At 63.3% G+C, this 13,538-nt stretch carries 12 protein-coding genes; 9 read left to right on the top strand and 3 right to left on the bottom strand.

Features of this window, described 5'->3' with window-relative positions; genetic code table 11:
• From LU671_RS28755 to LU671_RS28745, 3 genes are all read right to left on the bottom strand, one after another.
• On the bottom strand, positions 1-738 hold a 738-nt coding region (locus LU671_RS28755), incomplete at its 3' end, for a T6SS effector BTH_I2691 family protein (protein WP_332880099.1).
• Between the two features lie 435 nt (positions 739-1,173).
• The gene (locus LU671_RS28750) at positions 1,174-1,521 is read right to left on the bottom strand and encodes a pentapeptide repeat-containing protein (RefSeq protein ID WP_062572758.1); all 348 of its coding nucleotides are present in this window, start codon (positions 1,519-1,521) and stop codon (positions 1,174-1,176) included.
• A gap of 100 nt (positions 1,522-1,621) precedes the next feature.
• The gene (locus LU671_RS28745) at positions 1,622-3,184 is read right to left on the bottom strand and encodes a bifunctional aminoglycoside phosphotransferase/ATP-binding protein (RefSeq protein ID WP_232857784.1); all 1,563 of its coding nucleotides are present in this window, start codon (positions 3,182-3,184) and stop codon (positions 1,622-1,624) included.
• 116 nt (positions 3,185-3,300) lie between these two features.
• On the opposite strand from LU671_RS28745, the gene mrcB reads away from it, so the two are divergent.
• The 9 genes from mrcB to msrQ all read left to right on the top strand — a co-directional run bounded on the left by mrcB (position 3,301) and on the right by msrQ (position 13,154).
• A complete protein-coding gene (gene mrcB, locus LU671_RS28740) occupies positions 3,301-5,622 on the top strand; it encodes a penicillin-binding protein 1B (RefSeq protein WP_232857783.1) in 2,322 nt (773 codons plus the stop codon).
• Positions 5,623-5,648: 26 nt separating this feature from the next.
• Positions 5,649-6,428 (top strand): tetratricopeptide repeat protein, encoded by a 780-nt coding sequence (locus tag LU671_RS28735; protein WP_203648061.1) that lies wholly within the window; start codon positions 5,649-5,651, stop codon positions 6,426-6,428.
• On the top strand, positions 6,425-6,757 hold the full coding sequence (locus LU671_RS28730; protein WP_203648060.1) for a YqcC family protein: 333 nt from the start codon (positions 6,425-6,427) through the stop codon (positions 6,755-6,757). The genes LU671_RS28735 and LU671_RS28730 overlap by 4 nt, the downstream gene beginning before the upstream one ends.
• Positions 6,758-7,164: 407 nt before the next feature.
• A complete protein-coding gene (locus LU671_RS28725; RefSeq protein WP_232857782.1) occupies positions 7,165-8,889 on the top strand; it encodes an acetolactate synthase 3 large subunit in 1,725 nt (574 codons plus the stop codon).
• Between the two features lies 1 nt (position 8,890).
• Positions 8,891-9,382: an acetolactate synthase small subunit gene (gene ilvN, locus LU671_RS28720; protein WP_003250040.1), complete on the top strand. Its 492-nt coding sequence runs from the start codon at positions 8,891-8,893 to the stop codon at positions 9,380-9,382.
• Between the two features lie 53 nt (positions 9,383-9,435).
• Positions 9,436-10,452 carry a ketol-acid reductoisomerase gene (ilvC, locus tag LU671_RS28715; protein ID WP_027917653.1) on the top strand — a complete coding sequence of 339 codons (1,017 nt, stop codon included), beginning with the start codon at positions 9,436-9,438 and terminating at the stop codon, positions 10,450-10,452.
• Positions 10,453-10,603: 151 nt separating this feature from the next.
• Positions 10,604-11,455 (top strand): CDP-diacylglycerol--serine O-phosphatidyltransferase, encoded by an 852-nt coding sequence (pssA, locus tag LU671_RS28710; RefSeq protein ID WP_028691215.1) that lies wholly within the window; start codon positions 10,604-10,606, stop codon positions 11,453-11,455.
• 77 nt (positions 11,456-11,532) lie between these two features.
• Positions 11,533-12,546 (top strand): protein-methionine-sulfoxide reductase catalytic subunit MsrP, encoded by a 1,014-nt coding sequence (gene msrP, locus LU671_RS28705; RefSeq protein WP_232857781.1) that lies wholly within the window; start codon positions 11,533-11,535, stop codon positions 12,544-12,546.
• On the top strand, positions 12,546-13,154 hold the full coding sequence (gene msrQ, locus LU671_RS28700) for a protein-methionine-sulfoxide reductase heme-binding subunit MsrQ (RefSeq protein WP_232857780.1): 609 nt from the start codon (positions 12,546-12,548) through the stop codon (positions 13,152-13,154). The genes msrP and msrQ overlap by 1 nt, the downstream gene beginning before the upstream one ends.
• Positions 13,155-13,538: the final 384 nt, after the last annotated feature.

The following is a 13,538-nucleotide window of genomic DNA, read 5'->3' as shown; positions in this document are numbered from 1 at the left end:
CTGGACCAGGCCGACGGTGTCGTCGAGCACCAGGGCGAGCACGCCGTGTTCGAGCTGGTGGCGGGCAATGGCGTTGATCAGGTAGCCGCGGGTAGCGGTCTGGCGCAGCAGGCGGCTGTGAAAGCCATGGACACTGTCGAAGGCGCCGGGCAGTTGCTGGTTGTACTCGAAGACCTCGCGGTCCACCTGCAGCTCGCTGAGGGTCATGGCCATGCCCACCTGGGCGGGGTCGCTGCGGGCGAGGGCGAGGTCCAGCACCTGGAAGCGATCGGGAGGGGTCTTGGCGTTGCGATAGGCATTCAGCACGCTGGGCGGCCAGGCGTCGCTGCTGAAGGCGATCCAGGCGGTGGAGAAGGCCTCGGTGTCGACGGTGAGGAAGGAAGAGGGGATGTCGTGGTTTTCGCCCAGGCACTGGCGGGCGAGCAGACGCGGTGGTGCGGGTGGCGGCTCGAGGGGGTTGAAGCGGCGCAGGTGGGCCTCGTCGGTGACTTCGTAGGCGTACCAGATGCGCTGGTCGAGCAGGACATACAGGTAGCCGGTGCGCAGGGTGCGCAGACCCATGCGGGTGGCGACCTGATCGCCGCCGGCCAGGGGGTGACGGTAGGCCGGGCGCAGGTCCGGGACCAGGGCCCGGCGCAGGGGCAGGATGGGCAGGCCCTTGCGTTCGCAGGCCTGGCACTGGTCGTGGGGCAGGACGGATTCGGCGATGACGTGGGCGATTCGCTTGCTGAGGGTCATGGGCGTTTTCCGGGATGTGGCAGGTTGGCTGCACATACCGCCGCATCGAGCATCTAGATAGGCGATATCTGCTCTGGATCGTCGGACAGTTGCGAGCGACGGTTACGCAGAGCAGAAACACTAGCGAGGAACAGGTTCTCGATGGGTAACAGGGCTTCCCAAATCCGTGTAGGACGTTTCTCTAACTGTCCATTTGGGCCTGATTTGGCAGCGTTTTGTTACAGCTAAAGGGATTCCTGGGAACTCTCATCGTGCGTCAGGAGGGTTATCCGCAAGCAGATCAATACCCTTGTCGATCCAGGCAGTCCTAAATCTATGACATCAGCCATTCGATCAGGCTGGCCATTTGCAGGCATATCAGGAGTAGGAGCGCTCCGCGCCCCTATCCCTGGGAGGACGGGATTCCTAAAGAAGACAGTTGCCCTGAGGCACGGTCTAGCGAGCGCTGCGATAACGCATCCGCGTCCCGAACTTCACCGACATCAGGATCTCGTCGGCGCTGAGCTCAGCCGGGAAGTAGGTCCCGGAGATCTGCGCATGGGCGAGGCTGGCGCCCTCCAGGCCGTTCTCGCGCAGGTCGAGCCCGCGCAGGTCGGCAGCGCGAAAGTACGCGTCGGTGAAGTCGATGCCGCGTACGTCCAGGTCGCGCAGATCCAGGCCGCGGAAATCACCGCCTCGAAAGTCGATAGTCGAATCGCTGGGCTTCTCGCGGTTGAACGCCGCGATCTTCTCGTCGCGGATCATCGAGTACAGGACGTTGTCCAGCTGACGGGGCTGATTCATGGCGGCGCCTCCTCCGTGGGGTGTGATGATATTGTAATGACATCACTGGAGGGGCGCCGGACTTCAGGCGTGAACTGTCGACTGCTTCACGCCTTGCGGGTCAAAGGCCGGGCAGGTGCTGGCGGATCTGCTCGATCAGTTGGTCCATGCTGGCGCTTTCCTGGGTGTTCACGCGCTTGCTGTGCTTCTGCTCCTCGGCATCCAGCGGGTCGCGGCTGGCTTGCTGCGCCTGGATCACTTCCAGGGTGGCGTCCGAAGGGTCGATGGCTTCGGCCTGGCGCTGGGCCAGCCAGCTGGCGATCACCGCGTCGGGGGCCTGGCAGTCGAGAATCAGGAATGGCGCGCCGGTCTTGTTGGCCACGTCCGCCGCCGCCTTGCGCTGCTGCTGCTTGAGGTAGGTGGCGTCGAGCACCACCGGGAAGCCGGCGCGCAGGATGATCGCCGCCAGCTCATGCAGGCGCTTGTAGGTGGCAACGCTGGCCTCCTTGTCGTAGATGCCTGCCTCGAGCTGGCCGGCGTTGTCTGCCGATTGCTTGCCGAACAGGCGCTTGCGCTCGACATCCGAACGCACCCGGATTGCGCCCAGCGCTTCGACCAGGCGCATGGCCACGTGGCTCTTGCCCACCGCCGAGACGCCCTCGGTAATGGCCAGCAGGCGCGAGGGAATGGCGCTGTAGCTTTCGGCCAGGTTGGCGTAGTTGCGGTAGGTGCGCAGGGTGGTGGCGCGCTGCACGCCGTCGGCGTCGGGCGACAGGCTGAACAGCGCGACCTTGGCCCGCACCAGGGCGCGGTAGGCCTTGTAGAAGTTCAGCAGCTCCAGACCTTCGTAGTCACCGGTCAGCTCCAGGTATTGGCTGATGAAGCGTCGCGACAGGCACTTCAGGCCGCGGTCCTCGAGGTCCATGGCCAGGAAGCCGACGTCGGCGTAGACGTCGGTCAGGCGGAACGGCTCGTTGAACTCGATGCAGTCGAAGATCACCACCTTGCCGTCGATCAGGGTGGCGTTGCCCAGGTGGATGTCGCCGTGGCACTCACGGATGAAACCATCGGACTTGCGCGTCTCGAGCAGGCCATGCAGGCGCTTGAAGCTGTCCTGGGCCCAGGCCTGCAGGTTGTCCAGTTGCTGCAGGTCGGCCTTGTCGGTCAGGAACGGGCGGATCTGTTCGAAGTTCTGCACCACCGGCGCCATGACCGCGTCCGGGGTGCCCAACGGATGGTCGACTGGCACTTTCGGCGCCTGCAGGTGGAACTCGGCGATCTGCCGGGCCATCTGGTCGATGTGACCGGCGTTCAGCTCGCCGTTGGCCTGCAGGGTGCTGAGCATCTGGTCCTGGGGGAACTGGCGCATCTTCAGCGCGTACTCGATCGCCGGGCCTTCGCCGCCGATCTGCGGGGCCTCGACGCTGCCGGTGATCGGCAGCACTTCCAGGTACAGGCCTTCGGTCAGGCGCTGGTTCAGCCGCAGCTCTTCGTTACAAAAATGCCCGCGCTGGTCGAGGCCGGTGAAGTCGAGGAAGCCGAAGTTCATCGGCTTCTTGATCTTGTAGGCGTACTCGCCGGTGAGCAGAACCCAGGAGATATGCGTCTCGATGAGCTGGAAGCCCGCGACAGGGTGCGGATAGAGGGCGGGGTTCTGCAGCGCGCTGATCAGGGCTTGGCTCACGGATCATCCTTCAGGGGTCAGGGAATTCGAATCGGACATTATGGTCAATGGTGCCGTCCCTGCAAACCGCCGTAGGCGTCTGCCCCCCTTTTCCAAAGTGCGTATAATCCGCCGCCATGACACGTACCCGAAATTCCCGCACCTCTAAAAAACGCCCGACCGGCCGCGCCCGCGCCTGGCTGGGCTGGGCACTCAAGCTCAGCCTGGTCGGCCTGGTGGTGATCGCCGGCTTCGCGGTTTACCTCGATGCGACCGTCCAGGAGAAGTTCTCCGGCAAGCGCTGGACCATCCCGGCCAAGGTGTATGCCCGGCCGCTGGAGCTGTTCGTCGGCCAGAAGCTGAGCAAGAACGACTTCCTCACCGAACTCGATGCCCTGGGCTATCGCCGGGAAGGCGTGGCCAATGGCCCGGGCGCCGCGTTGGTCAATGGCAACAACGTCGACCTCAACACCCGTGGTTTCCAGTTCTACGAGGGCATGGAGCCGGCGCAGTTCGTGCGAGTGCGCTTCTCCGGCGACTATGTCGCGGGCCTCAGCGGCGCCAATGGCGGCAAGCTCGACGTGGTGCGCCTCGAGCCGTTGATGATCGGCGGCATCTACCCGAAGAACCTCGAAGACCGCATCCTGATCAAGATCGACCAGGTGCCGCCGTACCTGGTGGAAACCCTGATCGCCACCGAAGACCGCGACTTCTACAGCCATTTCGGCGTGTCGCCCAAGTCCATTGCCCGGGCCGTCTGGGTCAACACCTCTTCGGGCGCCATGCGCCAGGGCGGCAGTACCCTGACCCAGCAGTTGGTGAAGAACTTCTTCCTCACCAACGAGCGCAGTCTCAGTCGCAAGCTGACCGAAGCGATGATGTCGGTGCTGCTGGAAGTGCACTATGACAAGCGTGAAATCCTCGAGGCCTATCTGAACGAAGTGTTCATCGGCCAGGACGGCCAGCGCGCGGTGCACGGCTTCGGCCTTGCCAGCCAGTTCTTCTTCAGCCAGCCGCTGCAGGAACTCAAGCTGCACCAGATCGCCTTGCTGGTGGGCATGGTCAAGGGCCCGTCCTACTACAACCCACGCCGTCACCCCGAGCGCGCCCTGCAACGGCGCAACCTGGTGCTCGACCTGCTCGCCGAGCAGGGCGTGGCCACCCAGGAGGTGGTCGATGCAGCGAAGAAGATGCCGCTGGGCGTGACCAAGCGCGGCAGCCTGGCCGACAGCTCGTTCCCGGCCTTCCTCGACCTGGTCAAGCGCCAGCTGCGCCAGGATTACCGCGACGAAGACCTGACCGAGGAAGGCCTGCGCATCTTCACCAGTTTCGACCCGATCCTGCAGATGAAGGCCGAGACCGCCATGAGCGAGACCTTCAAGCGCCTGGCCGGGCGCAAGGGCGCCGACGAAGTGGAGTCGGCGATGGTCGTCACCAACCCCGAAACCGGTGAGGTGCAGGCGCTGATCGGCAGCCGCCAGTCGGGCTTCGCCGGCTTCAACCGCGCCATCGATGCGGTGCGGCCGATCGGCTCGCTGGTCAAACCGGCGGTCTACCTGACCGCGCTGGAGCAACCGAGCAAGTTCACCCTGACCAGCTGGGTGCAGGACGAGCCGTTCTCGGTCAAGGGCGCCGATGGCCAGGTGTGGCGTCCGCAGAACTACGATCGCCGCCCGCACGGCACCATCTACCTGTACCAGGGCCTGGCCAACTCCTACAACCTGTCGACCGCCAAGCTCGGCCTGGAAGTGGGCGTGCCCAACGTGATCAAGACCATCGGTCGGCTTGGCGTGCAGGTCGACTGGCCGGCGTTCCCGTCGATGCTGCTGGGCGCCGGCGGCATGTCGCCGATGCAGGTGGCGACCATGTACCAGACCATCGCCAACGGCGGCTTCAACACGCCGATGCGCGGTATCCGCAGCGTGCTCACCGCCGAAGGCGAGCCGCTCAAGCGTTACCCGTTCCAGATCCAGCAGACCTTCGACCCGGGTTCGATCTACCTGGTGCAGAACGCCATGCAGCGGGTGATGCGCGAAGGCACCGGCCGCTCGGTTTACAGCGTGCTGCCGAGCTCGCTGACCCTGGCGGGCAAGACCGGTACCAGCAACGACTCGCGCGACAGCTGGTTCTCCGGCTTCAGCCAGGACCTGCTGGCGGTGGTCTGGCTGGGCCGCGACGACAACGGCAAGACGCCGTTCACCGGTGCCACCGGCGCGCTGCAGGTGTGGACCAGCTTCATGAAGAAGGCCGACCCGCTGCCGCTGGACATGCCGCAGCCGGACAACGTGGTGCAGGCCTGGATCGATCCTTACAGCGGCCAGGGTTCCGACGGCAGCTGTCCGGGAGCGGTGCAGATGCCGTATATTCGTGGCAGTGAACCACCCGCTGGCGCCACCTGTGGTGGCGAGCAGAACCCGGCCGAAGAGGTGATGGACTGGGTCAAGGGCTGGATGAATTGAGCGCGAGCTTCTGAAGAGGGTGTGAAGTGAACAAGTGGTGGATTCCTGCCGTGGCGGCAGTGACCGTGCTGCACGGCTGTGCCAGCGTCCCGCGTGGCAACATTCCGGTGGTCGATTCGAGCACCCGGGTCTCCAACAGCGAGCGCGTCTCGGCCAACCGCACGTCGGCCTATCCGACCAGCGGCGGCAGCAGCCAGGCCCGGTCGTTGCCGGAAGACTCCGGCGTCACCGTGATGATCCCGCAAGGGACCGGCGGCGCGCCGATCCAGTCGTTCCCGGCAGGTACCGGCTCGGCACCGATCAGCACCGGGCCGATCACCCCGGGTCCGGTCAGCAGCGGCCCGATCAGCACCAACCCCAACCCGATCGCCGACGAGCCCTTCGACATCGCCTCGATGAGCAATCCGGCACCGGTCACCAGCGCGCCCACCGGGATTCCGCGGGGCAACGTCTCCGGCGGCGGCCTGTCCGCCGACGAACAGCTCGACGGCCCGGTGCTGGCGCTGCTGACCACCGCCCAGCAGCAGCAGGGCAGTGGCGACTTCAACGGCGCCGCGTCGAGCCTGGAGCGTGCCCAGCGCATCGCCCCGCGTGAGCCGCAGGTGCTGTTCCGCCTGGCCCAGGTGCGCCTGTCGCAGGGTGACGCCGCGCAGTCCGAGCAACTGGCGCGGCGCGCCCTGACCTACGCCAATGGTCGCCCCGACCTGCAGGCGCAGCTGTGGAACACCATCGCCCAGGCTCGCGAGAAGCAGGGTGACAGTGCCGGCGCGGCCCTGGCGCGGCAGAAGGCGCGGGTCAACCTGTGATGGAACAGCGCATACTCGATATCGCCGACCATCTGCTGCTGATCGAGCGCGAGCTCAAGGTCCAGGGCTGGTGGAGTGATGCCGCACCCAGCGCCGAGGCGCTGGCCAGCGTGGTGCCGTTCGCCGTCGACAGCATGGCCTTCGAACAGTGGCTGCAGTGGATCTTCCTGCCGCGGATGACGCTCATTCTCGAACACGGCCACCCGCTGCCCAATGCCTCGGGCATCCTGGTGATGGCCGAGACGGTGTTTGTCGACCGTCCGGAACAAAGCCGCGAGCTACGGCGCCTGTTGGCAGAATTCGACCAATTGATCAGCCCCTCCGCCTGATTTCTTCTCTTTTTCCATCAAGGGCCGCAGATTGTGGCCCTTTTTTATGGAAATCTTCTTAAATCTGCTGCTGAGCACCTTTTTAGTGGTTGCAGCAATTCATCTTGCGGAAAAATTGGCAATAATTTTTCTTGACTTGTGCGCGCCGAATCACAAGAATCCAGATTCCGCTGTAGAGGGACTGCCAGAAGCAGACCCGCTAAGCAGATCATGAGGCGCACACCCGCGCCGACTTGTAACACCCCGCAACGCGTTACCTCGCGCTGGGTGGGAAGGCCCGCAACACACCAGGGCACTCCCAATACTTGCTCAGTCAGTGCTGACGTTCGCTCATGCTCTGCTTGGCAGTAAACCTATTAAGACCCGCTCAGTGAGGGCGGTATTCTGGCGTTTTAGAGGTGAACAACGTGGAGCTTTTATCTGGCGCTGAGATGGTCGTCCGCTTCTTGCGTGACGAAGGCGTTAAGCACATCTACGGGTACCCTGGTGGTGCTCTCCTTCATGTTTACGATGCCCTGTTCAAGGAACCGGAAGTCCAGCACATCCTGGTCCGCCACGAGCAGGCTGCCACCCATATGGCGGACGGTTACGCCCGTGCCACCGGCAAGGCCGGCGTGGTACTGGTGACTTCCGGCCCGGGCGCGACCAATGCCATCACCGGCATTGCCACCGCCTACATGGATTCCATTCCGATGGTCATCCTGTCTGGCCAGGTGCCCAGCACCATGGTCGGCACCGACGCGTTCCAGGAAACCGACATGATCGGTATCTCCCGGCCGATCGTGAAGCACAGCTTCATGATCAAGCACGCTTCGGAAATCCCGGAAGTCCTGAAAAAAGCCTTCTATCTTGCGCAGTCCGGCCGTCCCGGCCCGGTAGTGGTCGACATTCCAAAAGATATGACCAACCCGGCCGAGAAGTTCGAGTACATCTACCCGAAAAAGGTCAAGCTGCGTTCGTATAGCCCGGCTGTTCGTGGTCACTCCGGGCAGATCCGCAAGGCGGCCGAAATGCTCCTGGCGGCCAAGCGCCCGATCGTCTACTCCGGCGGTGGCGTGATCCTCGGCGGCGGCTCCGAAGCCCTCACCGAAATCGCCAAGACGCTGAACCTGCCGGTCACCAACACCCTGATGGGCCTCGGTGGCTTCCCCGGCACCGATCGCCAGTTCCTCGGCATGCTCGGCATGCACGGCAGCTACACCGCCAACATGGCCATGCACCACGCCGACGTGATCTTCGCTGTCGGTGCGCGTTTCGACGACCGCGTGGTCAACGGCCCGGCCAAGTTCTGCCCGAACGCCAAGATCATCCACATCGACATCGACCCAGCGTCGATCTCCAAGATGATCAAGGCCGACGTGCCGATCGTCGGCCCGGTCGAGAGCGTGTTGAGCGAGATGCTCACCATCCTCAAGGAAATCGGCGAGCAGCCCGACAAGGCGGCGCTGGATGCCTGGTGGAAGCAGATCGACGAATGGCGCGGCGACGGTGCGCTGTTCCCCTACGACAAGGGCGACGGCAACCTCATCAAGCCGCAACAGGTGATCGAGACCCTGTGCGAAGTGACCAACGGCGATGCCTTCGTCACCTCCGACGTGGGCCAGCACCAGATGTTCGCGGCGCAGTACTACCGCTTCAACAAACCCAACCGCTGGATCAACTCCGGCGGCCTGGGCACCATGGGCTTCGGTTTCCCGGCGGCCATGGGCGTCAAGCTCAACTTCCCCGACCAGGACGTGGCCTGCGTTACCGGTGAAGGCAGCATCCAGATGAACATCCAGGAGCTGTCCACCTGCATGCAGTACGGCCTGCCGGTGAAGATCGTCAACCTGAACAACGGTGTGCTGGGCATGGTCCGCCAATGGCAGGACATGGCCTACAACGGTCGCCACTCGCACTCCTACGTCGAGTCGCTGCCGGACTTCGTCAAGCTGGCCGAGGCCTATGGCCATGTGGGCATCCGCATCACCAGCCTGAAAGACCTCAAGCCGAAACTGGAAGAGGCTTTCGCGATGAAGGACCGCCTGGTGTTCATCGACATCGCGGTCGACCGGACCGAGCACGTCTATCCGATGCAGATCAAGGACGGCTCGATGCGTGACATGTGGCTGAGCAAGACGGAGCGTACCTGATATGCGGCACATCATCTCTTTGCTGCTGGAAAACGAACCCGGTGCCTTGTCTCGCGTGGTCGGCCTGTTCTCCCAGCGCAACTACAACATTGAAAGCCTGACCGTGGCACCGACCGAAGACCCGACCCTGTCGCGTCTGACGCTGACCACCGTTGGCCATGACGAGGTGATTGAGCAGATCACCAAGAACCTGAACAAGCTGGTCGAAGTGGTCAAGCTTGTCGACCTGTCGGAAAGCGCCCACATCGAGCGCGAACTGATGCTGGTCAAGGTCAAGGCCACCGGTGCCCAGCGCGCCGAAATCAAGCGCACCACGGATATCTTCCGTGGCCAGATCGTCGACGTGACCGCCAGCGTGTACACCGTGCAACTGAGCGGCACCAGCGACAAGCTGGACAGCTTCATCCAAGCCATCGGCACCGCATCGATTCTCGAAACCGTGCGCAGTGGCGTCACCGGCATTGCCCGTGGCGACAAAGTGCTCAGCATCTAACTTCAAAAACTAGCGATGGCTCCGCTGGGGCCGAGATATAACAGGGGTATTTCATGAAAGTTTTCTACGATAAAGACTGCGACCTTTCCATCATCCAGGGCAAGAAAGTCGCCATCATCGGTTACGGTTCTCAAGGTCACGCCCAGGCGTGCAACCTGAAGGACTCCGGTGTGGACGTTACCGTCGGTCTGCGTAAAGGTTCGGCTACCGTTGCCAAGGCAGAAGCCCACGGCCTGAAAGTGGCTGACGTGGCTACCGCCGTCGCCGCTGCCGACCTGGTCATGATCCTCACCCCGGACGAATTCCAGGGCCAGCTGTACAAGAACGAGATCGAGCCGAACATCAAGAAGGGCGCCACCCTGGCCTTCTCCCACGGCTTCTCGATCCACTACAACCAGGTCGTTCCGCGTGCCGACCTCGACGTGATCATGATCGCGCCGAAGGCTCCGGGCCACACCGTGCGCTCCGAGTTCGTCAAGGGCGGTGGTATCCCTGACCTGATCGCCATCTACCAGGACGCCTCGGGCAACGCCAAGAACGTCGCCCTGTCCTACGCCGCTGGCGTCGGTGGCGGCCGTACCGGCATCATCGAAACCACCTTCAAGGACGAGACCGAAACCGACCTGTTCGGTGAGCAGGCCGTTCTGTGCGGCGGTACCGTCGAGCTGGTCAAGGCCGGTTTCGAAACCCTGGTCGAAGCGGGCTACGCCCCGGAAATGGCCTACTTCGAGTGCCTGCACGAGTTGAAGCTGATCGTCGACCTCATGTACGAAGGCGGTATCGCCAACATGAACTACTCGATCTCCAACAACGCCGAGTACGGTGAGTACGTCACCGGCCCTGAAGTCATCAACGAAGAATCCCGCAAGGCCATGCGCAATGCCCTCAAGCGCATCCAGGACGGCGAGTACGCGAAGATGTTCATCAGCGAAGGCGCCACCAACTATCCTTCGATGACCGCCAAGCGCCGCAACAACGCCGCCCACGGCATCGAAATCATCGGCGAGCAACTGCGTTCGATGATGCCGTGGATCTCGGCCAACAAGATCGTCGACAAGACCAAGAACTGAGTCTTGCGTCGATAAATGAAAAACGCGGCTTCGGCCGCGTTTTTTCGTTTGCGCGGTCAGCTTCTGGTATAAAGCGACCAGTGGCTCGCTGTTAGAACGGTTTTGCCGAGCCCATGTCGAACATATTCCACCCTGTTGCAAGGTACTTTTCATGAGCGAACGTCCCGAAGAGCCGAACAAGCCCTCCGACGCCGAAAGCCTGCTACCTGTCGATGAGCACGTTGAAGAAGGTCACGACGCCGAAGGGCGCAAGGTGCGTCACCGCGGTATCTATCTGCTGCCCAACCTGTTCACCACCGCGAACCTGTTCGCCGGCTTCTATTCCATCATCAGCTCGATGAGCGCGCAGAGCGCCCTGAGCGCGGGTGATCCACGGGAGGCGAGCAAGTATTTCGCCTTCGCCGCCATCGCGATCTTCGTCGCCATGGTCCTCGACGGCCTCGACGGCCGCGTGGCCCGCATGACCAATACGCAAAGCGCCTTCGGTGCCGAGTACGACTCGCTGTCGGACATGGTCGCCTTCGGCGTGGCGCCGGCGTTGCTGGCGTTCGGCTGGGCCCTGGGCGACATGGGCAAGGTCGGCTGGATGGTCGCCTTCATCTATGTGGCTGGCGCTGCGCTGCGCCTGGCACGCTTCAATACCCAGGTCGGCACCGCCGACAAGCGTTACTTCATCGGCCTGGCCAGCCCGGCGGCGGCCGGCGTGGTGGCCGGTACCGTCTGGGCGTTCAGCGACTACGGCATCCAGGGCTCCAAGCTGTCGTTCCTGGTGGCGCTGCTGGTGGCAGCCGCGGGCATGCTGATGGTCAGCAACATCAAGTACAACAGCTTCAAGGAACTCGACCTCAAGGGCCGCGTGCCCTTTGTCGCGATCCTGGCCGTGGTGCTGGTGTTCGCCGTGGTGTTCAGCGACCCGCCGCGCATCCTGCTGCTGATCTTCCTCGCCTATGCCGCGTCGGGGCCGATCCAGTTCCTGTTGCGGGCGCGCCGTCGTAAATCCTGACAAGGATTTAATCGCGGAATAACCTGCCGGCTCCATAGTCTTACGTGTACATCAGTGACCCGTACTGTGGAGCCGCCATGCTCATCAAGCTTCCCCGATCCAGCGACTGCAAGTCGTCCGAGATCACCCCCGAAGATTTCTACCTCTCCCGTCGCAAGCTGCTGGGCGCCAGCCTTGCAGGTGCAGCCCTGGGTGCTTTGCCCCGGTTGGGCGCCGCGGCGGAGGTTTCCCGCTATGCCGATGTCGAGGCGGGCAGCGCGCCGGGCTGGTTCACCGATAAGCTCGGCGCCACGCGCTGGCAGGCGGTTACCGTCAGCGGTGAGGCGATCACGCCGTTCAAGGACGCCACCCACTACAACAACTTCTACGAGTTCGGGCCCGACAAGGGCGATCCGGCGGCCAATGCCGGCAGCCTGAAGACCGACCCCTGGAGCCTGGTGGTGGATGGCGAGGTGGCCAAGCCCGGGCGCTATGCGCTGGAGGACTTCGTCAAGCCTTACCAGCTTGAGGAGCGGATCTACCGCCTGCGCTGCGTGGAGGCCTGGTCGATGGTGATTCCCTGGTTGGGCTTCCCCTTGGCTCAGGTGCTCAAGCAGGTCGAGCCAACCTCGAAAGCGCGCTATATCCGTTTCGAAACCCTGGAAGACCCCAAGAGCATGCCCGGCCAGCGGTCCGGCTTTGCCCTGATTGACTGGCCGTATGTGGAGGGCTTGCGCCTGGACGAGGCGATGAACCCGCTGGCGATTCTGGCGGTGGGCATGTATGGCCGTGAGCTGGCCAACCAGAATGGCGCGCCGCTGCGCCTGGTGGTGCCATGGAAGTACGGATTCAAGAGCATCAAGTCGATCGTGCGCATCAGCCTGGTGGCGGAGCAGCCGCAGACCACCTGGCAGGGGCTGGCGCCGGACGAGTACGGCTTCTATGCCAACGTCAACCCGACGGTCGACCACCCGCGCTGGACCCAGGCCCGGGAGCGTCGCCTGCCCAGCGGGCTGTTCAGTCCCAATGTGCGCGATACGCTGATGTTTAACGGCTACGCCGATGAAGTGGCGTCGCTGTATACCGGCCTCGACCTGCGGAAGAACTACTGATGCGTTATCCCTGGCTGCGCCTGGCGATCTTCGTGAGCGGCTGCCTGTTCCCCGTATGGTGGTTGTACGAGGCGGCCATGGGGCTGCTCGGGCCGGATCCGGGCAAGATCATGGTGGACCGTCTTGGCCTGGGGGCGCTGGTCTTCCTGTTGATCACCCTGAGCATGACGCCGCTGCAGCGGCTGACGGGGTGGTCGGGCTGGATCGTGGTGCGGCGTCAGCTGGGGTTGTGGTGCTTTGCTTATATAGTGCTGCACATGACGGCGTACATGGTGTTCATCCTGGGGCTGGATTGGGGGCAGTTCGGGGTGGAGTTGCGCAAGCGGCCCTACATCATTGTCGGCGCCTTGGGTTTTCTTGGCCTGCTGGCGCTGGCGGTCACTTCCAACCGGTATAGCCAGCGGCGTCTTGGCGCGCGGTGGAAGAAGCTGCACCGGCTGGTCTATGTGATTCTCGGGTTGGGGCTGTTGCACTTCCTGTGGATCGTGCGCTCGGACCTGAAGGAGTGGGCGGTGTATGCCGCTGTTGGGGTTTTCCTTCTGGTGCTGCGCATTCCCCCGGTGTGGCGGCGTGTTCCACGATTGGTCGGGCGGGGGAGGGCGGTTTGAGGGTCGGTTGGGAATGGGGTTGGTGTTGTTAGGTGCCTGTCTTGGGATTGTGTTGTGTGTGCGAGGTGTTTGCCTTGGGGTTGCGTTGTGTTCCAGAGGTGTTCGCCGTGGGATTGCGTTGTGTCTCAGAGGTGTTCGCCGAAGATTCTCTGGCGCCTATGAGATCGAGCGCCGCCCGCGCGGCGCATCGCGGGACAAGCCCGCTCCCACATTTGTTTCGGGCCAATCGCTCCTGGGCCATTACCTGGTCCGCCTTGTTGGTCCGACGCGGTTTCAGCGTGGTCACCACTGCCGCTGCGCACGACTCGAGGCATGCACCAAGGCAGGCGCCGATACTTTCACAGGCATAATTGGCCCGAAACAGATGTAGGAGCGGCCTTGTGC

This window comes from Pseudomonas sp. NMI760_13 (assembly GCF_021283245.1).
GTDB lineage: Bacteria > Pseudomonadota > Gammaproteobacteria > Pseudomonadales > Pseudomonadaceae > Aquipseudomonas > Aquipseudomonas peradeniyensis.
This window is presented reverse-complemented; position numbering and strand designations above follow the sequence as displayed.

Excerpts from the sequence above, each read along its gene's own strand:
- pssA (WP_028691215.1), top strand. The coding sequence starts at position 10,604 with ATGAGCGAACGTCCCGAAGAGCCGAACAAGCCCTCCGACGCCGAAAGC.
- LU671_RS28750 (WP_062572758.1), bottom strand. The coding sequence starts at position 1,521 with ATGAATCAGCCCCGTCAGCTGGACAACGTCCTGTACTCGATGATCCGC.
- ilvN (WP_003250040.1), top strand. The coding sequence starts at position 8,891 with ATGCGGCACATCATCTCTTTGCTGCTGGAAAACGAACCCGGTGCCTTG.
- msrP (WP_232857781.1), top strand. The coding sequence starts at position 11,533 with ATGCTCATCAAGCTTCCCCGATCCAGCGACTGCAAGTCGTCCGAGATC.
- ilvC (WP_027917653.1), top strand. The coding sequence starts at position 9,436 with ATGAAAGTTTTCTACGATAAAGACTGCGACCTTTCCATCATCCAGGGC.
- msrQ (WP_232857780.1), top strand. The coding sequence starts at position 12,546 with ATGCGTTATCCCTGGCTGCGCCTGGCGATCTTCGTGAGCGGCTGCCTG.
- mrcB (WP_232857783.1), top strand. The coding sequence starts at position 3,301 with ATGACACGTACCCGAAATTCCCGCACCTCTAAAAAACGCCCGACCGGC.